The organism is Micromonospora qiuiae (assembly GCF_016863555.1).
Taxonomy (GTDB): Bacteria; Actinomycetota; Actinomycetes; order Mycobacteriales; family Micromonosporaceae; genus Micromonospora; species Micromonospora qiuiae.
Genome location: NZ_BOPC01000056.1, coordinates 34,503 through 55,487, shown reverse-complemented (window position 1 = coordinate 55,487; position 20,985 = coordinate 34,503). Strand labels below are relative to the sequence as shown.

General features: G+C 67.3%; 15 protein-coding genes. 14 read left to right on the top strand and 1 reads right to left on the bottom strand.

From position 1 onward, the window contains the following. Nucleotides 1-434: 434 nt before the first annotated feature. Nucleotides 435-863, bottom strand: coding sequence for a hypothetical protein (locus Vqi01_RS20210; protein WP_204036387.1), 429 nt, complete (start codon nt 861-863; stop codon nt 435-437). Between the two features lie 806 nt (nt 864-1,669). Here Vqi01_RS20210 and Vqi01_RS20205 point away from each other — a divergent pair. Genes Vqi01_RS20205 through Vqi01_RS20140 form a run of 14 tightly spaced genes read left to right on the top strand, consistent with a single transcriptional unit; the run spans nt 1,670 to nt 20,984 of the window. Continuing rightward, nucleotides 1,670-2,950: an N-6 DNA methylase gene (locus tag Vqi01_RS20205; RefSeq protein ID WP_204036386.1), complete on the top strand. Its 1,281-nt coding sequence runs from the start codon at nt 1,670-1,672 to the stop codon at nt 2,948-2,950. Then, nucleotides 2,941-4,287 carry a restriction endonuclease subunit S domain-containing protein gene (locus Vqi01_RS20200; RefSeq protein WP_204036385.1) on the top strand — a complete coding sequence of 449 codons (1,347 nt, stop codon included), beginning with the start codon at nt 2,941-2,943 and terminating at the stop codon, nt 4,285-4,287. The genes Vqi01_RS20205 and Vqi01_RS20200 overlap by 10 nt, the downstream gene beginning before the upstream one ends. Then, a complete protein-coding gene (locus tag Vqi01_RS20195) occupies nt 4,284-4,730 on the top strand; it encodes a hypothetical protein (protein ID WP_204036384.1) in 447 nt (148 codons plus the stop codon). Before Vqi01_RS20200 ends, Vqi01_RS20195 begins: the two co-directional genes overlap by 4 nt. Further along, nucleotides 4,727-5,104, top strand: coding sequence for a hypothetical protein (locus tag Vqi01_RS20190; protein WP_204036383.1), 378 nt, complete (start codon nt 4,727-4,729; stop codon nt 5,102-5,104). Before Vqi01_RS20195 ends, Vqi01_RS20190 begins: the two co-directional genes overlap by 4 nt. Before the next feature lie 13 nt (nt 5,105-5,117). After that, complete coding sequence (locus tag Vqi01_RS20185) at nt 5,118-7,118, top strand: HsdM family class I SAM-dependent methyltransferase (RefSeq protein WP_204036382.1); 2,001 nt, start codon at nt 5,118-5,120, stop codon at nt 7,116-7,118. Then, nucleotides 7,115-8,617: a restriction endonuclease subunit S domain-containing protein gene (locus Vqi01_RS20180; protein WP_204036381.1), complete on the top strand. Its 1,503-nt coding sequence runs from the start codon at nt 7,115-7,117 to the stop codon at nt 8,615-8,617. The genes Vqi01_RS20185 and Vqi01_RS20180 overlap by 4 nt, the downstream gene beginning before the upstream one ends. Further along, nucleotides 8,614-9,072: a hypothetical protein gene (locus Vqi01_RS20175; protein WP_204036380.1), complete on the top strand. Its 459-nt coding sequence runs from the start codon at nt 8,614-8,616 to the stop codon at nt 9,070-9,072. The genes Vqi01_RS20180 and Vqi01_RS20175 overlap by 4 nt, the downstream gene beginning before the upstream one ends. After that, nucleotides 9,069-10,205, top strand: a complete 1,137-nt coding sequence (locus Vqi01_RS20170; protein WP_204036379.1) for a serine/threonine-protein kinase — start codon at nt 9,069-9,071, stop codon at nt 10,203-10,205. Before Vqi01_RS20175 ends, Vqi01_RS20170 begins: the two co-directional genes overlap by 4 nt. After that, nucleotides 10,202-11,428 (top strand): hypothetical protein, encoded by a 1,227-nt coding sequence (locus Vqi01_RS20165; RefSeq protein WP_204036378.1) that lies wholly within the window; start codon nt 10,202-10,204, stop codon nt 11,426-11,428. Before Vqi01_RS20170 ends, Vqi01_RS20165 begins: the two co-directional genes overlap by 4 nt. Next, on the top strand, nt 11,425-13,695 hold the full coding sequence (locus Vqi01_RS20160; RefSeq protein WP_204036377.1) for an EVE domain-containing protein: 2,271 nt from the start codon (nt 11,425-11,427) through the stop codon (nt 13,693-13,695). The genes Vqi01_RS20165 and Vqi01_RS20160 overlap by 4 nt, the downstream gene beginning before the upstream one ends. Continuing rightward, on the top strand, nt 13,692-14,867 hold the full coding sequence (locus Vqi01_RS20155) for a hypothetical protein (protein ID WP_204036376.1): 1,176 nt from the start codon (nt 13,692-13,694) through the stop codon (nt 14,865-14,867). The genes Vqi01_RS20160 and Vqi01_RS20155 overlap by 4 nt, the downstream gene beginning before the upstream one ends. After that, nucleotides 14,864-18,943, top strand: coding sequence for a hypothetical protein (locus tag Vqi01_RS20150; protein ID WP_204036375.1), 4,080 nt, complete (start codon nt 14,864-14,866; stop codon nt 18,941-18,943). Before Vqi01_RS20155 ends, Vqi01_RS20150 begins: the two co-directional genes overlap by 4 nt. Next, nucleotides 18,940-19,848: a hypothetical protein gene (locus Vqi01_RS20145; RefSeq protein ID WP_204036374.1), complete on the top strand. Its 909-nt coding sequence runs from the start codon at nt 18,940-18,942 to the stop codon at nt 19,846-19,848. Before Vqi01_RS20150 ends, Vqi01_RS20145 begins: the two co-directional genes overlap by 4 nt. After that, on the top strand, nt 19,845-20,984 hold the full coding sequence (locus Vqi01_RS20140; RefSeq protein WP_204036373.1) for a hypothetical protein: 1,140 nt from the start codon (nt 19,845-19,847) through the stop codon (nt 20,982-20,984). The genes Vqi01_RS20145 and Vqi01_RS20140 overlap by 4 nt, the downstream gene beginning before the upstream one ends. Nucleotide 20,985 lies beyond the last annotated feature (1 nt).

The following is a 20,985-nucleotide window of genomic DNA, read 5'->3' as shown; positions in this document are numbered from 1 at the left end:
ACCGACTACCCGACCGTGGCAGCCTAGAGACGCCCATCGACCGAACACAACGTATTCAGCAAGAGCTGCCGACGCGGTCTCCACGCCCGGGTTCTCGTCTCCTCAGACGGCAGTCAAACCAGCCGCCAAGCCGAACAACCGACGTGACCACGACCCGGCTGCTTGGCCGTTCAACAGGACCACCGCTGGTGCGGCGCCGCAGCGACGCCCGTCGAAGCAGACCGGACAGCGGAGTTGGCCCCAGTGGGCCTGGCAGGTCGGCGGCCTCCGGGACGGGTGGCGATATGGCTACCGGTACCCATGCCCGAAGCCTGTGCCCCCGGATACTGCGGCGACCCGACGGGTGCCAGCGCCTAGGCACCGCCGGACCAGCCTCATCTCGTTGCTGTGCTGTGATCCTCCGGGCAACTTCATGCCTCTATCGATAGCTCACATCAGTCCTGGCTGAGGTTCACGATCACGCCCTGATCCGCGCAGGCCGTCTGCAATCCCGAGATGTGTGTGCCCATCGGCGCCAGGAACGCCAGCGCCCCGAACTCCTGATCCTCCGGAAGCTGGTCGACCTGCCACACGATGTCCATCAACGCCGTGCCGTGTTCCCGGATCTTGTCATGGCGGGAGTCCTCGAACACCTTCCGCACCTCGCGGTACTCGGCCTCGGTCAGCTTGTCGTCATCGCTGGTCTTGGCGCTGCCGTCGGCCTGCTTGCCGTCGGCCATGGCCTTACAAGCGGCCACACCAGGGTCTTCGCGGATGAACCCGTCCCAGACGGCGTATCCGATGGCGCCGACGGCCAGTACCGCCACGGCGGCGAGGACAGCGACGATGATCGGCTTGCGGCTGGGCTTGGCCGGTGTGGTCACGGACCCCGTCGGCTGTAGCGGCTGTCCGTAAGGGCTGGGTTGTGTCGGGACAGGCGTGGGGTGGTGGCCGTCGCCCGAGTGGGGCGGCTGTGGCATGGTCAAGAGTGTCCTCCTCTGGCGATCGAGATCATGATGGTTGCCAACGTGCTGCCGGTCGGGGCTGCTGTCGGCTAGGCGACCAGGGATGTGGCTCGTCGGACACGGGTGTACGCCGTGTGTTGCCGGTCAGTGGTCCGTCCCGGTGACGAAATCCGACGACCGCCCGACGACGATCGCTACACGACCCCCTTACGATCCGGCCTCGACGGGCCGCATCGCGGTCGGCACGGCGGGCTGGCACGACCCGCGACATGCCGCAGGGTGTCCAATCGTTGTTCCTCAGATGGACCACCGACGGCCCCATCTTCGGACTGTCTTTGCCCCAGCGTCCGGCAGCGTCGCATGGGACTGAAGACTGCGGCGGGAGACGACAGCAGGTCGCAGCGCACGGGCTGCACCAGAATGACAATAATGGTGCTGGTCGCCCTGCATCTGGCTCGTAGCCCGCGTGTCTCGATGGGCGAGTGTCGGGCTATGTAGACGTTGGTCAACTCTCAGATGCTAGGCAGGGTCTGTCAATCGGCACCTGCTGCGGGTATTCGAGCTCCCAGCATGTTGCAGGATGACGTTCTCGGCACCGGCAACACACAGGGCCAGCTCTGGAGCCATTGGGAACGTGAGCGCGTGATAGCTCTTGACGGCATCTCCCGCCCTGACTACTCTCTTGAGCGTCAATGGGCGCGTGAGCGCGTGACGGAGAGATGGTCTTGGACGCGAACACCTACCTCAGCAGCCTCGGGATCGACGTCACCGACGCCGCACAGCCGGTCATCGGGCGGCTGGCTCTCGCTGGGGAGTTCATGCTCGGCGGCGAGCGCGGTGTGCTGCTTCGTCCCAAGCGCGGTGATGTGTCCGACCGCTACCTCGAGCTCCTCGCGGGCGAGGGCTATGCATTCGTGATCGTCGACGGCGGCAGCTATCCGTCGTTCTACGCTCGTGAGCAGGAGGGGCTCGTCCCCGTGCGAGCACTGCCCGTAGCCGACCGCAGCCACTTCCCGTCGGCAGGAGTCCTCGGAGCCTGGGGGCAGTTGATTTGCACGGCCGCCCGTCACGGTGATGCGGCGAAGCTGGGCGTCGCGCAGCTGGTCGCTCGCCTGGATGGCGATGAGGTGTTCGGACCGGGCCTCGTCCGCCCCACGGGCGACGTGCCCGTCTCGCGTCTCGGTGGTGACGAGTCGGTCGCAGTTGAACCGCTCCGCACGGCGGCTGCGCTCCTGGCCGGCTTTCGACTCCGCCCGAACGCGCCCGATGAGTTGGTCCGTCTCGTCGTCACGCTGTCCTCACTGCTTCCCGACAAGGGCCAGTTCTCCGGGCTGACCGAGAGCGTGGCACCCTTGGTGCGCGCACATCAGCTCGGCGCTCGTCGTCTCCTGGTCTCGGGCGGAGCGGGCGCGGAGATCGCCGCGCTCCTCGGCGCGGAGGGCACGATCTTTCTTCCGGCCGAGCTTCGCCTGCTCGAGCCGCTGCTGGAGCGCCTGCTTCCGAGCGTCGAGCGCGTGTTCGCTGACTTCCTGCAGTCGAACCTCGACGGGTCCTACGACGGCGTGATCGTCGTTCCGCCGTTCGGCCTCCAGCTGAGCGGAGCCCAGCTGGGCCGGTTCGAGCTGTCGAAGCGCGGGGGCAAGGCGCGCAGCCGCGTGCCTGCAGAGCTGCTGTTCATCGAGCACGCACTTGCGGCGATGGCCGATGGCGCTCTCCTCGTCACCGTCTTGCCCGAAGGCCTGCTCTCGAGCGCCGGGCATGCGGACTTCCGCGAGTGGCTGCTCGAACACGCACGTCTGCTGGCGGTCGTCAGCCTGCCTGCCGGAACCTGCTTCCGCGGCACGGGGGTGAAGTGCTCCGTCGTGATGCTCCGCAAGCCGGCGCCCGCCGACGACTACCCGATCCTCATGGTCGACGTGGAGGCACACGACCTCCGCGGCGACATCGGCGCGGCGCGGTCGAAGCTCGACGACTTCCTCGAACGGGAGGTGGCCGAATGCGCGTAGCCGCGCTCTCCCGCACCGACCTCGGCAAGCGGCACGTTCGCCTCGACCCGGCCTTCTACCTCGGGCGCGAGCTGGTGCGGTCGACGATGAGCTCGAAGGGCAGTCGACACGTCAGCCTCGAGGACATCGTCGAGTCCATTCACGACGGGGCTCGACTGCCTTCGGCTGCATCGGGGATCCCGATGCTCCGCTTGAACAACGTGCGGCCCTGCGAGCTGGACTTGAGCGGCATGACCCACGTCGACGGCACCGCCGCCAAGTGGATCAATGTCCAGGAGAGCGACGTCCTGTTCACGCGGGCAGCCCAGCCGTTTCGCGCGGCCGCGGTCCAGTCGGGGATGCCTGCAGAGCTCGCCGTATCGTCGGAGCTAACCATCATCCGGCCCCGGCCGGCGGTCTTGCCCGAGTACCTGGCCGCCGTGTTCTGCACGCCCACGCTGAACCGGATCCTGCGTGACCTCGCGTACCGCGGTGGCTCGTCGGCGCTGCCGCGCCTTCGCCTCTCGGACATCGCGCGCCTCCCGATCCCGCTACCCCCGCGCAGCCTGCAGGAGTCGCTCGGGCTGCGGTACCAGCAGGCCGTCGACCTGACCGCGAGCGCCCGCGCCGAGTTCAACGCGGTGGTGACGGCGATCCACGCCGAGATCGACCACCGTGTCTCCGGGGTCAAGCCCCCCAGCAGCGCCATCGAGGTTCTCCGATCACAGCTGGCAGACCGGTGGGATGTCCCGTTCAACCGCGGGCGCGTGTTCCGCCATTCGGCAGCAGCGTCGGCCATGCGGTCGCTGCTCCAGCTGGCGAAGCCCGCCAGCACCAGCCTTCGTGGCCTCGCCGATGACGAGGAGGTCTTCGCCGTTCAGGCCGACGACGTGAACGAGAGCACCTTCCTCGTCGAGGGCGGTGAGGTTCGGCCCCACTCCGATCTGTCCTCTCGCATGCGGCAGCGGCTCGAGGTGGGCGCTGTCCTGCTGTGCACGACGGGCGCGGGCGACCAGGTCGCTTACCTCGACGAGGAGCTCGGACGGGAGGAGCAGCCGCTCCTCGGGAGCGCCACCTTCACCGCCCTCCGCTTCCACGAAACGCCCCGCGTCTTCGCCGTCGCGCTCGCTCATCCCCTCGTTCGCACGCAGCTCCGGCTGCTCTCGTCCGGGTCCGTGCAACGCTTCGTCAACAAGCGCGACCTCGACGAGTTGCTCGTCCCGGTGCTGGGTCAAGTCTGGCGAGAGGACTTCGAGACCCGGCTCACCCGAGCGATGCAGCGTCGCCGCGAGGCGTTGCTGGCCCGGACCGCGCTCATCGAAGCTGCCGACGACTACCTCCGGGAGGCGACGCCGTGAACGCCGTGGCGACCAGCCTCGGGCGCCGCTACGTCAGCTCTCGCTTCGAGCCTCGCGTGATCCTCGAAGGGGTTCGCGGCTGCGCGCTCTTTGAGGAGGTCATGCGCGTGAGCGGCGACGACTCGCCGACTCCGGACGTCGTCGCTAGCGTCCTGCGGCGTTGGAGCTTCCGCTACAGCAAGGGCACGGTTACGCGACCCGCCCGCGACTTCTGCACGCTCTTCGGCCGCATCATCGATGTGGCCGCGAGTCCGAAGGAGCGCCAGCTCATGGTTCACTCAGCGTGGGTGGAGCCGCAGGACCTCCTGGCCGTCGACGGCGTCGCGGCGATCTGGCCGGCCCTGTCGCTCACGCCGGTCAAGGGCATCCGGCGTTCGAAGAATACTTCGCGGGACGAGGCGACCGACGCCCAGCTGCGCCTCCCGCTCGAGGAGGACGCATGACGGGCCTCATCACCTCGAAGATCCGAGACTTCCTGGTCGGCCAGGGTCCCGCGACGCCCGAGCGCGTTTCGGAGGCCGTCCTCGAGCTCACGGAAGCGGGTGGTGCCGAGCGGGCCCTCTTGCTGATGCGTCTCGACCCGACCCTGGAGCGCACCGGAAGCGAGATGTGGGCGGCGCGAGGGACCGCCATCACCGACGACCGCCGCGTTCGGAAGGCGGCCGAGGCGTTCTTCGATGGACGCCGGGGCGCTCCGTTGGCGAGCGTCGTGCGCGCGGTGGCAAGCGAGACCGGTCTGCCCGAGCACCAGGCGCGTGAGCTCCTCACCGCGCAGTTCGTCGTGGCGGGCACCAACATTTTCAACCGGCGACGGTAGCGAGAGGACCCCGATGGCGAAGAAGAAGAGCACTACAGACGCACTGCGCGATGGCGCGCGGGAGAAGCTCTCGCAGCTCGGCTACCAGCAGATCAAGGACGACTTCGCGCTCTTCGATCCGCTCGGCGACGGATCCATGTCGGCGACCGCCGAGCTCGTCGCGCTCGACGAGGACGAGCCCGTCATCCTCTTCGCCAGCGGCGAGCCCGGCGATGCCTCGCGGCCTCCCGTGCAGGACGACGCGAAGTTCAAGGCCGGCCTCGGCGCCGCCGCCGGTAAGCCGTTTCGCTTCGTCTGGGTGTGGGACGGCGAGAACGACTTCATCTTCGACGTCGAGAAGGACGCGCAGGTCTCGGCGCTGCCGGCCCAGGACGAGTGGAAGACCGTCGCCCGGCCGATCTCCGACACCCGCACCCGGCTCGTGCAGGAGGTCTCGGCCGAGTACCACCGTGGCGACTTCCGGGCGATCCAGCGCAAGTTCGATGAGCTGCATGAGGCCATCTACTCGCGCGGCGGCGTCAAGCCCACCAACGCCGCCATCGACGAGCTCGGCAAGCTGCTCTTCCTCAAGGTCCACCTCGAGAAGGCGCCCGGCTACGTGCTCACGAGCGGCGCCGCGAAGGGCAAGCGGTTCGCCGACATCTACTCGGCCGACTACGTGCGGAAGCACAACAAGGACGCGGTCATCCAGCTCAAGGACGCCTTCCGCGAGATCAACAACCTCCCGCAGTACAAGGCGACCGACATCACCGGCGAGGTGCACACGATCTTCTCGTACGACGAGCCGCTGCGTCTCGAGAATCCTGAAGTCCTCGCGCGCGCCATCGACGTCCTCGAGCTGCGCGACCGGGAGGGCAAGCCCATCCGGCTCTCCGTGCCGGACCGCGAGCTCCTCGGCAACAGCGAGAAGGCCCGCGAGATGCGGGCGCACCTCATCCACGAGGACCTGCTGGGCTGGGCCTTCGACGTGTTCCTTCGCGGCAAGTACGCGAGCGACGAGGGGCTCGCGACCTACCTGACGCCGAGCCAGGTCGTGGAGTGCATGGCCCGCATGGTCTTCCACGACATCCCCGACGCGGACCTCTGGGCCCGACGGGGTGACGACGGGCAGCGCGAGCGCTGGAAGCCCCAGACCGACGAGGAAGCCGCGCTTCCCGCCTTCCTCTGCGGCGACATCTGTTGCGGTACTGGGCGCTTCCCCATAGGCGCGCTGCGCGAGGTGAAGCGGCGTGTGCTCGACGACCGGCACGTCGGCCACTCTGACGACGACAAGCTGCAGTGGCTCGGCCAAATGAAACGGCACAGCTTCTTCGGCGCCGACCAGGCCGCGGGCTCGATTCAGAAGGCTCGCATCAACATGCTGCTGTACGGCGAGGACCACAGCCAGCTGCTGAAGGTCGACGACTCGCTCGCGGACCCGCACCTCGACCGGCTCATCGGGAAGTTCGACGTCATCCTGACCAACCCGCCGTTCGGCTCCGGCAAGTACGACGATCCCCGCGGGCTGGCGCGCATGCGCGACGAGGAGCGCGGCCTCGAGCTCGGCTGGTCATGGCCCCCCGGGAACCGGGCAAAGCGGAAGGAGCTCGCCAAGGCCGACCCGGCCTCGCTGTTCATCGACCGCAACCTTCAGCTTCTGAAGCCGGGCGGGCGGCTCTTGATCGTCGTGCCTGACGGCATCCTCTGCAACTCGGGGGACGCCTACATCCGCGAGTACTTCATGGGGACTCAGGATGAGGAGACGGGCGAGTTCCTCGGCGGCAAGGCAATCGTGCGCGCGGTCGTGAGCTTGCCCACCGAGACCTTCTCCATCGCTGGCACGGGCGCCAAGACCAGCTTTCTTTACCTGCAGAAGAAGCGGCACCCGGCCGAGAAGCAGGGGCCGGTCTTCATGGCTGTAGCCGAACACGTCGGGTACCTGAAGAAGGGCAAGACGGAGGTCCCGGATCCAAGCGGGAACGACCTCGTCTCGATCTCGTCGACGTACGTGACGACTGTGGGAGGGGGGCGATGACGACAGCCCCCTCTGCTGTGTGGGTCGGCCCCGCACAGCTTCGTCCGTCTCGACTGGCCGCCGAGTTCTACCGGCAGGAGTACACCGAGCTCGAGGACCAGCTGGACCGTTCCGGCCACGAGCTTGTTGTGCTCGGCAAGCTGGGGCGGCTCTTCACGGGCCCGTTCGGCTCGAAGCTACCCGCATCCCTGTACGACACCCCCAACGGCGTACCGCTCCTCCGGGTGCAGAACATCGGGGACCTCTTTCTAGACGAGACGGACCTCGCGCGGATCCCGCTCGAAGTACACGAGGACATCCACCGTTCGAAGCTTGAGCCGGGGGACCTCGCCCTCGCGAAAGCAGGCCGCTTGGGCGCACTGGCTAAGATTCCTGCACACATTCAAGAGTGCAACATTACGCAACACATCATTGGCGTGAGGGTGCGCGCCGACAAGGTGCGGGGAAGCTACCTAGCTGCCTTCTTCCTATCTCGCTTCGGAAATTTTCAGCTCAAGCGTCAAGGTATCGGGACTCTGATTAAGTACCTCGGGATCGAGGAGACGCGCGCTGCGAAGGTAGCCGTTCCCGGGCGAGGCGTCCAAGACTACATCGGGGCGAAGGTCGAGCTCGCGGAGCGCTGCCGGGCCGTCTCCTCGCGGAGCTGGCTGGCAGCCACGGAACTCCTGGAAGCCGCGCTCGGAGCGCCCCTGACGTCCGAGACGTTCGAGGTGAAGTCCGCGAGTAACGTCTCGGGGTCGGGCTACGAGGTCACTTCGATCCGCCCGGTCGCTGCGCTGGTGTCCCCCGCACGACTCGTAGGAGCCATCGGCGCGCAGTTCTTCACGCCGCGGCGAGCGAAGGCGATCCTGGTCATCGAGCAGAGTGGACTTCGTGCAAAACGGCTTTCCATGCTCGCCGACCGCTTCACGAAGCGCGTGAGCGCCGATGAAGTGCAGGCCCGCGGTCTGTCCTACATCGGACTCGCGCAGGTCGATTCCTCCACGGGTTACGTGTCGACCGCGATTGACGAGCAGCCTTCCAGCTCGTCGGTATGCTTTGGCGCGCGCGACATCCTGTTCTCGAAGCTGCGTCCTTACCTCAACAAGGTTGCCATTTGCCCGGAGCACTTGGAGGAGGCGGCAGGATCGACCGAGCTCGTGACCTACCGTACCAAGCCCGGTGTCGATCCCTACTACCTCTTCTTTGTCCTGAGGTCTCCCCTGGTTCTGAACCAGGTCATTGACATCACATCGGGGTCTACGCATCCGCGCGTCGCCCCCGATCTCATCGACCACGTGCTGGTGCCACTGGCCGAGGAGCCCGTGCAGAAGAGGATCGGCCGGCTGGCGCGCGCCGCGTTGGAGTTGATGCGGCGGGCATCCCTGTTGGTCGAGGACGCCAAGGCCGACGTCGAAGCGTTGGTCGAAGGCACCCTCGACGTGCAGGCGATCCTATCGGGGTCAGTCAAGGCGCCGGCCGCAGACGACATCCCGGAGCTGGCGAAGGATGGTACATGAAGGTCCTCGGCATCGCTCCCAGCTCGACCGACTTCAAGTGGGCGCTCCTCGATGGCACCCGGGCCCAACCCCGGATTCTGCCGCTTCCGTCCACGTCGCAGAAGCTACCCGCCGATGCGTGCGAGGGGCACGCGCTGCTGAGCCTTCGGCGGCTGCTCTCGACCTTCCTGGCTGAGCAGGGAGTCGAGCGCATCTGCGTGCTGCAGGCCGGCTCCTCGCAGTTCCGAGGGCCGTCGGCCTCGCGCGTCAAAGCAGAGGGAATCGTCCAGCTGGTGGGCGCGGAGCTCGAGCTGACCGTCGACCTCGTCGCGCCGCAGTCCCTCCGCGCGCAGGAGAAGGGCTTCGCCTCCATCGCGTTCGGCTCTCCCGAGACCGTGTTGAACGGCGGCGCGGACTTCAAGCCGAAGACCTGGCGAGACGCGGTGCTCGTCGCGTGGTGGGGACTCGACGAATGAGCACGACCCTTCAGGACGTCCAGCAGCTCATCGCTGCGACCGGGAAGTACAGGCTCGAGGCGGAGAACACCGAGGGCGCGAACGCGTACGCCTTCCGTGCGCATCACGTACCCCTCGACCTGCCGGTGTTCCTGAAGGTCCTCTACCCCGATCCGAGCGGCGACCTCTTCGCGGAGCCGCGCCTGCTCGTGAGGGCGACCAGGACCGAGGGTAACGGGAGCAACCTCGTGCGCGTCCACGACGCGCAGCGCCTCGGCGACAACTTCGTCCTCGTTGCCATGGAGTATGTCGACGGCGGCAGCATCCTCTCGCGGCTGAGCGGCGGGCCGCTCCCGATGATGGAGGCCGTTTGCGCGGCGATCGGCATCCTCCACGGGCTCGCGCAGCTTCACCAGGCACTCCTCGTTCACCGGGACATCAAGCCCGCGAACGTGCTGATCTCGCAGCGACACGGGCGCATCTGGCCGAAGATTACGGACTTCGGCTCGGTCGCCCGACTCGCTCATGCGAGCGCGAGCGTGACCGCCTCGCGCCACAGCGCGCTCTACGTGCCGGCCGAGGGATGGGCGACACCGAGCCGCTACGACCTGCGTTCGGACCTCTACCAGGTGGGCCTGGTGCTCTTCGAGATGGTGCACGGCGCTCTGCCGTACAACGACGACGCCTACCTGGACCGCGAGGCGAGGAAGGAGCTTCGCGAGCTGGCGGAGGCGTCGGGCTGCGGTGTCGACGATTTCGACAGGCAGAAGGTGGTCGACCGTGCGCTGGCTCGGGCCGCGTCCGGCAAGGGCGTGATCTCCTTCGGGCAGATGCAGCCGTACGTGCCCAAGAGCCTGGCGCGCATCGTCAACAAGGCTGTCTCGCCCGACCCCGCCGTCCGCTACCAGACGCCGTCCGAGATGATCGGCGATCTCGAGGCGCTCCGGCTACCCGACTGGAGGCTGGCTCCCTGCGGTGAGCAGTACGCCGCCAACGGATGGTCGGGCTGGGACTGGAGCATCGGGAAGGACCCGAAGAAGCCGGAGCAGTGGGTCGTCCTGCGTTCCCGTCAGGCGGCGACGAACTTCCGCCGGTGGGCCGCGGCCGAGAGCGCGCGAGCGGCCTGTGGACTCGTCATGGAGGCTGCGGCATGAGTCTCCCCGCCCGCCCGAGCGACGCGGTCGCGCTCTTCGAGCATCTTGCCCAGTGGGGCGAGGTGTCGGTCTACGAGGCCGAGGACCTCGGCGCTGGGCCGTGGGTCTCGGTGTTCGAGAACGCAGGCGCCCTCGAGGCGGTTCACGACGAGCACGGTCTTCCGGTGGCCTGGCACCTGACGCCGCCCTTCGTGCACCTGGTCGAGTGCGACGCGCAGCAGGCCGGCCGTCGTCTGTGCTTCGCGGTGCCCGAGTACCGCGCCTACCTGCTCAGCATCCTTGTCGAGGGGCTGATCGATGCCGGCCGCGCGGGCATGACCGTGGAGCTCGAGGAGTGGACGAAGGGCGAGCTCGCGCCGCTGCTGGCCGAGCTCAACGCCTTCCTCGCGCAGCTGGAGGGCGGCAAGCGCCTGGTCGATCTCGCGCCGGCCGAGCTCGAGGCTCGCATGGCCGACCTCCCCGAGCGCTCGCGGCCGTTCGCTGCCTGGGACAGCTACGCACTCGGGCACTCCGCGCGTCCGAAGGGGCTATTCGAGTTCGCGCTGCGGCGCTTCGGACCCGCCTGCGTGGCGCTGCCCGTCGCCGTCGAGACCGCTGCGGTGCTGCGCCCGCTGCCGCTCAATCGAGAGGACGGCTTCGGCCTTGGCAGCGCGTCTGTGCCCCGGCCATGGAACATGCAGCGCTTCGGCGTGCTGAGCGGCGCCCCGATCGTCGATGCCCGTGGCCAGCGCATGTTCGACGAGGACGCGCCGCTCAACGAAGTGCTCGTCGAACATCTGCGCGACGCCGTGGTGGAGCACCCGTTCTACGCCGCGGTGATCCACCTGGGCATCTGCGCCTGGCGATCGCCGGCGTCGACGATGCCCACCGTGGAGCTCTACGTGCCCACGTCGGGCGGCCTGCACGATGTCTCGGTGCTCGTGGGCTCCCGCGCCGTAGGCCGCGTTGCCGAGCTGCTCGGCGACCTCGTTCGCGCTCAGGGGTACGCGCCCTTCGGCCTCGTCGACGGCCGAGTCCCCAACGAGCTCATGGGCAACCTACTCCGCAACCTCCTCGAGCTTCGAATCCTGCGCCACCAGGACGAGCTCCTGGTGCTCGACGACGACTACCAGTCGTCGCTGATGGCGGCGCGCCTGCGCACAGTGTTCCGGCCGGGCAAGGAGCTGCAGAAGCGAATGGTCGAAGAGCTTGCGCTGCGGGCGTCGGAGGGAGGTGCCGCATGAGGCCTCGCAAGGTCGACCTGGCATTCGACTGGATGCGCAGCCAGCCGCGGCGGGCCTTCCACTACCGCGACGAGGTGTGGGCGGCGCTGGCGGAGCTCCATCCGGACGAGTTCGCCGTGAGCGACGATCGCAAGACGCCGTGGTTCTCGCTGCACCGAGACATGACGCAGGACGCCCGTTTCCTTCGTGGTGACAAGGGGATGTTCGAGCTCGTCGATGGCGCCGCCCTCGATGATTCCCTCCCGGCCGAGGTCGTTGCCGTGGTCGACGTGAAGGAACCACGGGTCTGGATCTTCCAGGCCAACCCCAAGTTGTACCGGATCCTCGAGGCGCTCCAGCATCTCGACCGGATGCAGTTCCTGACCAACCGATACAAGGACCGCATCCAGGTCGGCGACATCGTCCTGCTCTGGATGTCCGGCAACCACGCGGGCATCTACGCCCAGGCTCGTGTCGTGGAGGGCGTCGCGGATCGGAAGTCCGATGGCGACGATGCGACATTCTGGGTGGACCCGAGCAGCGGAGCCACGACCAAGCCCCGCGTCGTGCTCGCGATCGAGAAGCGGTTCCTCGGCAACCCGCTCCTCAAGACCACCATCGCGGCCACAGAGGGGCTGGGTAACCTGATGATCCTCCGGCAGCCGAACGGCACCAACTTCCCCGTCGACGCTGACGCGTGGGAGCTGTTGCAACCGCTCCTGCCCACCGACGAGACTCGCGAGCCGGCGCGCGAGGTCCTCACGTGGGCGATGAAGCGGGCCAGGGGCGGCAAAATCTACGACGAGAGCTGCAACGAGCTACTCGAGCGCTTCGTCGCCGAGACGTTCGCCGATGGGGAGGAGCACTCCCGAGACGAGATCACGAGCTGGTTCGCAGCGAACTACCCGCTCTTCAAGCCGATCACCGTCCAGTGCCACATCGAGAAGTACACGACCAACTTCCGCAGTCGCGTCCACTACAACGCGACGCCAGAGCACGACCTCCTCTTCCGCGTCGACGACGACTGGGCGCGGCTTCGCCTCTACCGACCCGGCGACGATCCCGCGCCGATCCACGACAAGCCTGACGCGCCGAAGGGCTCGAAGGCCAAGACGTCGACGAAGGCGAAGCAAGTCTCGCCCCTCGATCGCAATCGCCGGCTGCTCGCGCATCTCGCCACCCTTGGCGAGCTGACGCCGGGGGATCTCGAAGACCTCGGGCTGGAGGAGGCGCACCTGAGCGACTGGCTCGACTCGATGCTGGCACGTCGCCCCGAGGCGCACGTGGTCACCCCGCTCTTCCTTCACCTCGTCGATGGAGACGCGGGCCCGTCCGCGTTCACCACCCGGCTCGCGGCACGTTTCATGGGCGAGCACCTGCGGCGACACGCCCCGGAGCCGATCCCGGAGCTCGAGGAGCCCGTCTGGGCTCGGTTCGGACGCTGGCACCTGACGCAGCCCCATGGCGGCGATGAGAAGACGCACGCCTACCTGAGCGTGCCCATCCGCGAGCCGCGCGACGTGGCGGCCTCGGAGCGACTCGACCTGTTCGCCCAGCTTCCGTCGAAGGTGATCGGGAACCTGATTCGAGAGCCCGAGTTCCTCTCGGAGCAGCAGTCCTGGAGCGCCGACGCGGCGTCGAAATCGTCGGAGGGTCCGCTCAGCACACAGCTCCGTCGAAGCTGGAAGCGCCCGTTGCTTCTCAGCACCGTAGAACTGCTCGTGGCCGACGACGGCCAGGTGCTGATCGGCAAGATGGAGCGCACCGACGTGATGGAGCGGAGCTACATCGTCGCCGGCCTACCGCTCTGTCGCCACGGCGAGTGGGAGCGTGCCGCCACGCTCGAACCCGAGGCTGCCGCAGAGCGACTCTTCCAGCACCCGGTCGCGGCGGTGCTCCTGCAGTTCGAGGTTCACCGCCTCTTCGCCGGCCTGTCGGGCGACGTGGCGGCGCTGATCCACGTCGGTGGGGGTCTGGCGCAGCTCGAGCTCGATGGCACCGGGCGAGGCCCTCTGTGGCGCCACGTCCGCTCGATGCTCGAGCAGGTCGGCTACAGGCCGGTGGGGGCCAGCACCCAGGATTCGCTCTGGGCGAGCGCCGTCCACGTGATGCTGAAGAACCTCGAGCTGCTCGGTGTGTTCGAGCGCGACGGCGACGTGCTGCATCTGACCGACGACTACCAATCCAAGATCAAGGCTCATCCGGGACACCTGCAGAACCGGGGCGAAAAGCCCTACCGCGTTCGCCTGTCGCAGTTCCTGGCGGCTCTCCACCGAGGACAGGCATGAACACGCCTTCGGTGCGCATCGCGCTCCCCAAGCTGTTCCTATGGAGCGAGGCGGCTCGCATCCAGGAGTACCCGGAGGCGGCGTCCCGTGCCGAGCCGGGCCGCGTCTATTCACGGGCCGACCTCGAGCGCGTGGTCTTCGACATCGCTCCCACGATGGAGTTCAAGGGCGGGGCGCCGCGCGGCAAGGGGACCGACGGCGTCATCAACACGTACGGGATGGAGCGCAGCGGCGCCCGCTACCGCATCAACGGGATTAGCCTCTTCGAGCGGGTCGACAAGGGCCTCCGGGCCACCGCGGAAGGCGTCGCGCTGGGGAAGGCGTTTCGCGAGGCGGACGCTGACGTCGACTGGGCTCGTGCCCTCGCGAAGCAGCTGCTTCGACGTGACCCTCGCACGCGCTTGGTGATCGGGCTTTGCCTTGCGGGCTGGCAGCTGGGAGTCGAGGCGCCGGGCGGTATCCCCACGGGCGCGTTGTCGCTCACGTCGCCCGAGGGCGATGTCCTCGAGATCGCACAGCGCAACTGCGACGGCTTCAACACGCTGCTGCGCGACAACGCAGAGCTCGCCCTCGGGCCGCGTTGGCGCGCTGACCTTTCGGCTCTGGGCGAAACCGCGGCGGTCGTGTGGGAGGGCGTCCAGGGTGGAACACCCTCGACGAACGACCTCCCGACCGCGCTCAAGAAGGCCCTGGCCGTGTTCTTCCACATCCGAGCCTTCGATGGTGGTCCCTCGACCTGGGGCCTGGACGCCGGTGGACTCGCTGGTGCGCTGGCGGTGGAGAACCTCGTCGAGCTCGGATTCGAGGGAGCAGCGCCTGTGCGGCTGACCGACGACGAGGCGTTCGCGCGGGCGCTTCGCGATTGCACGGACGCCGAGGGCTTTCTCATCGTGAGTCAGCTCGGCGAGCGCTTCGGCGAGCTCCTTCAGGTGCCGGACGAGGATCGAGCCGCCGTCCTCGACAGCTACATCCGGACGGTGATGTACCACGACCAGCTGCGATTGCTCGACCGCCACCCAGGACAGCCCCGCATGGGACGAGGCCTGTTCGGCGAACCCGGCGCACGTCGCGTCCGCATCGAGTTCACGCCCATCCACAAGACCATGAACGTCGACACTGCGGAGCAGACCCCCGCGGGTTCCTCCAAGGAGATGCAGGGAGAAGACCGATGACTACTACCAAGCCGTGGGCCGCCAAGGGGGTCGCACTCTATCCGCCTTCCTTCTCCATGGTGGGCCAGAACCAGGTGTTCAACGCACTCCACCAGTTCCGCCGGTCCTTCTGGGACGGTGCGGCGAACGACATCGCTGGCTTCTTCATCGCGTTCGGCGACTGGGGTCTGGGCAAGACGCGGCTTGGATACGAGCTCATTGCGGAAGCGACGGGTCGCGTCGACCGGTGGCTGCTCAACAAGAACGAGTACGTCATCCCGCCCTTCCATCAGGCCGACAAGAAGCCGCGTGTGCTCGAGCCGGCGCTGCAGGATGGGGTCCTGCCGCTCTACATCCGCTACAGCACCGTGTGCGACGACGCGCTCGACGCTGCGACGTGGGTGGCTCGCCTGGCGGTCGAAGCCCTGCGGCACACGTTGCACGCCGACCCCGCGGCTGGCGGTCCGCGGGATCTCTACGAGGACCTCAAGGCGGCGATGCAGGCCAAGGGCGTGAACCTGAAGGCGCTCTCGCTCGTCGACGACGACACCCGATCGTTCGAGGACCGGCTCCACGATGCAAAGAAGGTCTTGCGTGATGCTGGCCTGAACCACCTCTGGATCGTCGTCGACGAGGTCGAGACGCCCGGTGACCTGAAGCGGGGCCTGCGTGAGGACACGCAGACCAAGGTCGACGACGAGTACCTCCTGATGGTCTCGGAGGTCATCAAGCACGAGAACTGGCGAAACCAGCATCCGGACGTGAACTTCCTGCTGCTGTGCAGCGTGGGCATGCGCGACCAAATCCACATCGGTCCGAACCTGCGGCGAGCGAGCTCGGTCACGATCGAGCCGAACCAACTGACCGACGTGCAGAGCTACGTCGATCACATCAAGGGCAGCCTGGTCGACCCGCACGCCGTCGAGTATCCGGTGGGCACGCTTGAGGGCGCGTTTCTTTCGGCCAACCGGAACTTCGGCTGGCTGAACGTGATCATGGCGTCCATCCACGAGACGCACGCCCGGCACAGGGAGCGCGGCGACGGCTCGAGTGCGTGGGAGCTCCTGAAGGACTTCGCCAAGACCGATGCCCGGGCCACGCACATATTCAACGACGACGCCGTCCTGCCCCTGCTCGGCAAGGTGACCGGGGTCCCCAAGCAGGAGGTGGAGCGGCTCGTGTATGGCCAGCTGCCGGCTCCAATCGGCGGAGCGGCGAAGGCGGCGTTGACCGAGGAGATGGCCGATGCGCTGCTCGCCCACGAGGTCGCGGGCCGAGGGCACGCCTTCGCGGAGCTCTTCCAGGTTCACATCGACGAGCGCGCGCTCGCGAACGAGCTGACCCGCCCCGAGTTCGGCTTCAAGGCGAAGGAAGGGAAGACCGACACGTACTTCACCCCGAACTGCGAGGTGTCCGTCGTCGGACTGCTCGAGGCCTTGCGCGCCTTCTCCGTTGCGGTCGGGGGAGCCCCGGGCGCGGCTGGTGACTTCGTCGTCTACACCGACCTCGAGCAGTGGGGCGAGCAGCTCGCGGCGCTCTACCCGCGCGAGGGCATCGAGTTCGCGGCCGAGTCGCTCCACCGCATCTTCTCGAAGCCCGGGTACCGGGTCGACGGTACCCGGTTCATCGGGATGTCGTTCCGGCTGTGGCGCGAGTTCAACAAGCTCCTGGTCTCGGCAGCCGAGAGCGTTCGCTTCTTCAAGGACGGCAAGCACGAGGCTCCCCTCGACCAGTACGTTCGCGGCGTCAGCCAGACGAAGGCGAAGCGCGGGACGGCTATCTGCCTCGGCCTCGCGAAGCTCCTCGACGACCACCTCAAGGACGACGACACCAAGCAGGTCTCGGGGCTCAAAGACGTTCCGCACAAGGCGCTCAACTCCGCGTTCGGCTCGCCGTCGATCGACGGACTTCGGGTCACGCCGGATGGTCGGTGCACGATCGTGTACTGCCTGGACGCGCAGGAGACCCTCGACAAGGTACGCGCCTACATCGGCCTCGAGCGGGTCCACCCGATCCTCGTCCTGTTCCCGGCAAGCGCGGACGTGGCCTCGTTCGAGCAGCAGCTCGATGCGTCGCCGGCCCTCCGCCGCTGCGTCCTGACGCGGCGCCTCGTGTCGCAGGAGGAGGAGTTCCTTCTCAAGTACTCGGGCCGGGGCTCCGCCTACAACGCCCACGAGGCACGCCTGAGCAAAGTCGCGAAGGGGCTCGAGGGTTCCTACCGCGACGAGTGGCAAGCGAAGAGCCGGGAGTGGGCGAACGGCCTCCGCAAGACCGGGTACCTCCTCGCGCCCATCTGGAGCCGCAAGACCGGCAGCAACACGGCCGATTTCGCGAAGGGCTACCGCTACATGTTGGCGAAGGACTGCTCGCTCGATGCAGCCGTAGACACGGCCGGCGGACCTCTGAACAACGTGGAGTTCGAAAACTGCCGGCAGGCGGCGAAGAAGAACATCGATGCACCTGCCGCATGGAAGTACGGCGACCTCCTCGGCGTGCTGACGACCGACGGCAGCCTGCTTCCGAAGGTGCCCCGGTGCTTCTTCGCGCTCCTTGAGGAGCTCAAGACGCAGTCGGCCGTGAGCAAGCTCGCCAACCGCTTCTTCTTCGCGGTGCCCGACAGCGAGATGAAGGCGCCGCAGCAGCTCGAGCAGATCCTCGAGGTGCTCATCGGCATCGGGCTCGTCCGCAGGAAGAACGACCTCTACAAGGCTGTCAACCGGACGATGCTCGAGAGCCGCCGCCAGTCGGCGTCGACCTGGCTCGAGGGGGAGTGCAAGGACTCGATCAAGAAGCTCACTGACCTGTTCCCCACCCAGGCCAGCATTCTGCTGAACAACAACTACCCCACGGCCAAGCAGCAGCTGGTGACGGCGGAAAAGCAGGTCCAGCAGGTGAGCTCGGACCACCTGACCGCCGATATCGACAGCCTGACCGAGGGATCGCTCAAGACGGTCGTCGCTCAGGTCCTCGACATCGAGGAGCGCATCCTCGGGGTGTGCCCGCTTGAGATCGGCGAGACGACGCTCGACTTCGACTGCTCACCGGCGCGAATCCTGTCTTACGAGACCCGGTATTCGACGCTCTCGCTGTGGGAGCGCGTCGCCTTCCTGGCGTGGCTGAAGAAGACGTTCCTGAAGACTCGGGACGAGATGATCGAGGAGATCGACCATCTGCTGGGCGAGGCGGCCACGCTCGATGAGGCCGAGGGCCACCCGTTCCCCGTCGCCCCGGTCACGCTGCCACTCAAGGCCATCAAGTCCGAGCTCGAGAACGCGGTGAAAGGGCCCGCCGCGGCAGGCACGCAGACGCGGATGGCGACGATCCCGGTCGCGCCGTACACACTGATGATCGACCAGTACCTGGTCAACTCGCAGTACGAGCATGCGTGGAAGCGCATGGACGCGCTGAAGGACCTGATCAGCCAGGAGCGGCCCGGTAGCTTCTTCGCGCGGTTCAAGAGGCTCCATGAGCAGTGGGCGAAGGCGGTCAAGGACTACAAGGCCGCCGCCTCCGCGTGGCAGTCGCTGGGCGACTTCGCGGCCGACGCTCCGCAATCGGTGCAGGCCTCGCTCAACCCGCTCAAGCTCGAGGTCCAGAAGTTCCGCGGCCTCGTGGAGGGAGGCCTGAAGCAGCAGGTGCAATCGCAGATCGACGAAGTGGCGGAGACCGAGCTCTTGAAGAGCCTGGAGACCGAGGTTGTCGCGACCGCGCAAGCGGTCCAGGGGCTCCCGCAGCAGGTCACCGAGAAGCTCGACGAGCTCAAGGCGGGACTCCGGCAGGTGATCCGGCAGAAGGAACTGCGCGCGCTCAACCGGGTCCTGAAGTCGAACGGGAAGCCGGCCAAGGCGGAGCCAACACCAGCTGCGACCTTCGGGACCACGAAGGCGCGCTACGAGGCGTTTAACGGCCAGGTCTCCCAGGAGGGCGCAGGCTTCTTCGAGGGCGCTGGCACGGACGTCCACTTCGGTCTTTGGGTCGACATCTCCGGCGACCTGGAGGCCGGCTCCTACGACGAAGACCAGCACCCGGACCACGCCGACGCGATTCGCGAGCTCAAGGAGATGAAGCTCATCCGCTCGAGGCTGGAGCTCCGATGAAAGCGCGCATCGTCGAAGCACAGGCTGACCTGTTCGAGGTCGGCGTCCTCTCGCAGACGGCAGAGGTCGAGAGCGTTCCCATGGATCGGCTCCTGGCTGACCCGTCGGGACCTCCGCTCGTCGTCATTGGTGGGCTGCTGGATGCCGAGCGCCTCGTCGAGATGCGCAAACTGTCGTCCGCACTCGCGCGGGCGCGGGTCGCCGTCATCGTCGTGCCGCCGTTCACAGGTCTAGACCTCGGCCGCTACTTCGAGACGCCGGTCCAGCTGGGAGTCCGACGCCGCGCCGCGTATTCGGCTGCTCGCATCACCGACGGTGCGCTCGAGGAGGTCCTCGGCGGAGAGGTGAAGGTCCGGTCGGACCACTTCTTCGACACGGCGCTCGGCGGAGGCATGCTCGCCGTGGATGCCCAGAGCAAGCCCGTGCTCCTCCGGTACCAGGCGACCAACACCGCGGGTCCGGTGTTCTTCTCCACGCTCCAGCTGCTTACCTACACGGCGCTGACCGACGAGGCGCATCGCCAGAGCCTGCTTTGGCACCTCTTGTCGTGGACTCCGACGGTCACGGCGGAGGCCAGGGAGATCGCACGGCAGCCGCCGAGCCCGCCGAAGGCCGAGGCAGTCGGCGAAGGGTTGCTCGTCCCCGTTGTGCTGCTCCTTGCGGCCGGCGGCCCGCAGACAGCAGAGCTTCTGCGATCTCGAGCCGGGGCGCTCCTTGGCGTGGACCTGAGCGCGAACGACGTCGGTCGAGCCCTCGAGGAGCTCACGCGTCAGGGGCTCGCGGCCTCCGACGCGTCGGCAGTGAGCGATCGCGGGGCTCTCGTCCGGTTTCTCGAGCAGCGCGGGATGCACCCGTACCTGCGTGAGCTTGGGGCCCTGCTCGCCTCAGAGGAGACGATCACATGAAGAGCATCGAGCTGGCTCGCGCGCTCGCCGCGGCGATGAGCCTGCGGCTTCCCGGCACTGCCGGGAAGATCGCCAACAAGATGCGGTACATCGACTCGAAGGCCCCGCTCTTCGTGCGTGGCGGCATCATCCGCAGCATCGAGTCGCGCCGGTTCGATCGTGTCTACGCCGTCGGAGTTTCCTCCAAGAGCCGGAGCATGCCCGCCCTGGGCGGCATCCTCTATGGAGCCGCGGCGCTCCGCCACGACATCGTCGTGTCTGGCAACCAGGTGACGGAGGGCTTCCAGGACAGCCGCGTCGACATCAACGACATGAACTTCCTGGACGCGTCCGAGCGACTTGCATGGAAGGAGTACATCCTCGTCTACCAGCTCCTGACGGACCTCCTGGATTCGGACACGAAACCGGATGTCATCTTCGTTGACATCCCGCTCCTTGTCCCGCGTGCCGAGCAGAGTCTCAGCCTCGCCGAGCCCGACGTCGAGGAGGAGTGGCGCGAGCTGATCGAGGTGATGGAGGCGTTCTGGCAGCGGTTCCTGCCGTCCATCTACCCGAACGACCCGAACGGTCCGTTCCTCGTCTCGCTTCAGTCGCGCCGCGACCTCAACGCCGCCGTCTTGAACGCGCTCCGTGAGAAGGGACCGGCGGGTTCCCCCGAGGCGATCAGCAGCGAAACGCTGGACCTCGTGCAAAGCGAGTGGGTGCAGCTGCGGCGGGTCGGTGTTCTCCGCTTCCTCCGTGGTGCCCTGCGCGCAGGGCATCGGACGGCCGCCTACTACTACGAAGCGCTGGGGCGCCAGATGAAGCGCTTCGAGCCTCGGACGGTCGCGAACCACGGGCTCATCGGCTTCCACATCCAGGTCGGCCTCCGAACGCCGATCTGGAAGATCGAGACCGTCGGTGCTCCGGGGCAGTGGGACTCCGAGGCCCTCGACAGGCTGGCCAGCATCACCGCCTTCCTGACGCTGAACGACAACCCGCGGATGAAGCCGCTGCCGCTCTGGTACGCCGAGCAGCTCGTGATGATGCCGCGCGAGGTCCTGTCCAACTACCTTCGTTCGACCCTGGGCATGCTCAAGGACCGTGCCGTTGATCGAGCCTGGCTCGAGGGCGTCGACACCATGGATGAGGAGTGAG

What these genes read in the sequence shown, in the direction of transcription:
- Vqi01_RS20200 (WP_204036385.1), top strand. Translation starts at nt 2,941, where the DNA reads ATGCGCGTAGCCGCGCTCTCCCGCACCGACCTCGGCAAGCGGCACGTT.
- Vqi01_RS20190 (WP_204036383.1), top strand. Translation starts at nt 4,727, where the DNA reads ATGACGGGCCTCATCACCTCGAAGATCCGAGACTTCCTGGTCGGCCAG.
- Vqi01_RS20185 (WP_204036382.1), top strand. Translation starts at nt 5,118, where the DNA reads ATGGCGAAGAAGAAGAGCACTACAGACGCACTGCGCGATGGCGCGCGG.
- Vqi01_RS20180 (WP_204036381.1), top strand. Translation starts at nt 7,115, where the DNA reads ATGACGACAGCCCCCTCTGCTGTGTGGGTCGGCCCCGCACAGCTTCGT.
- Vqi01_RS20175 (WP_204036380.1), top strand. Translation starts at nt 8,614, where the DNA reads ATGAAGGTCCTCGGCATCGCTCCCAGCTCGACCGACTTCAAGTGGGCG.
- Vqi01_RS20170 (WP_204036379.1), top strand. Translation starts at nt 9,069, where the DNA reads ATGAGCACGACCCTTCAGGACGTCCAGCAGCTCATCGCTGCGACCGGG.
- Vqi01_RS20165 (WP_204036378.1), top strand. Translation starts at nt 10,202, where the DNA reads ATGAGTCTCCCCGCCCGCCCGAGCGACGCGGTCGCGCTCTTCGAGCAT.
- Vqi01_RS20160 (WP_204036377.1), top strand. Translation starts at nt 11,425, where the DNA reads ATGAGGCCTCGCAAGGTCGACCTGGCATTCGACTGGATGCGCAGCCAG.
- Vqi01_RS20155 (WP_204036376.1), top strand. Translation starts at nt 13,692, where the DNA reads ATGAACACGCCTTCGGTGCGCATCGCGCTCCCCAAGCTGTTCCTATGG.
- Vqi01_RS20150 (WP_204036375.1), top strand. Translation starts at nt 14,864, where the DNA reads ATGACTACTACCAAGCCGTGGGCCGCCAAGGGGGTCGCACTCTATCCG.
- Vqi01_RS20145 (WP_204036374.1), top strand. Translation starts at nt 18,940, where the DNA reads ATGAAAGCGCGCATCGTCGAAGCACAGGCTGACCTGTTCGAGGTCGGC.
- Vqi01_RS20140 (WP_204036373.1), top strand. Translation starts at nt 19,845, where the DNA reads ATGAAGAGCATCGAGCTGGCTCGCGCGCTCGCCGCGGCGATGAGCCTG.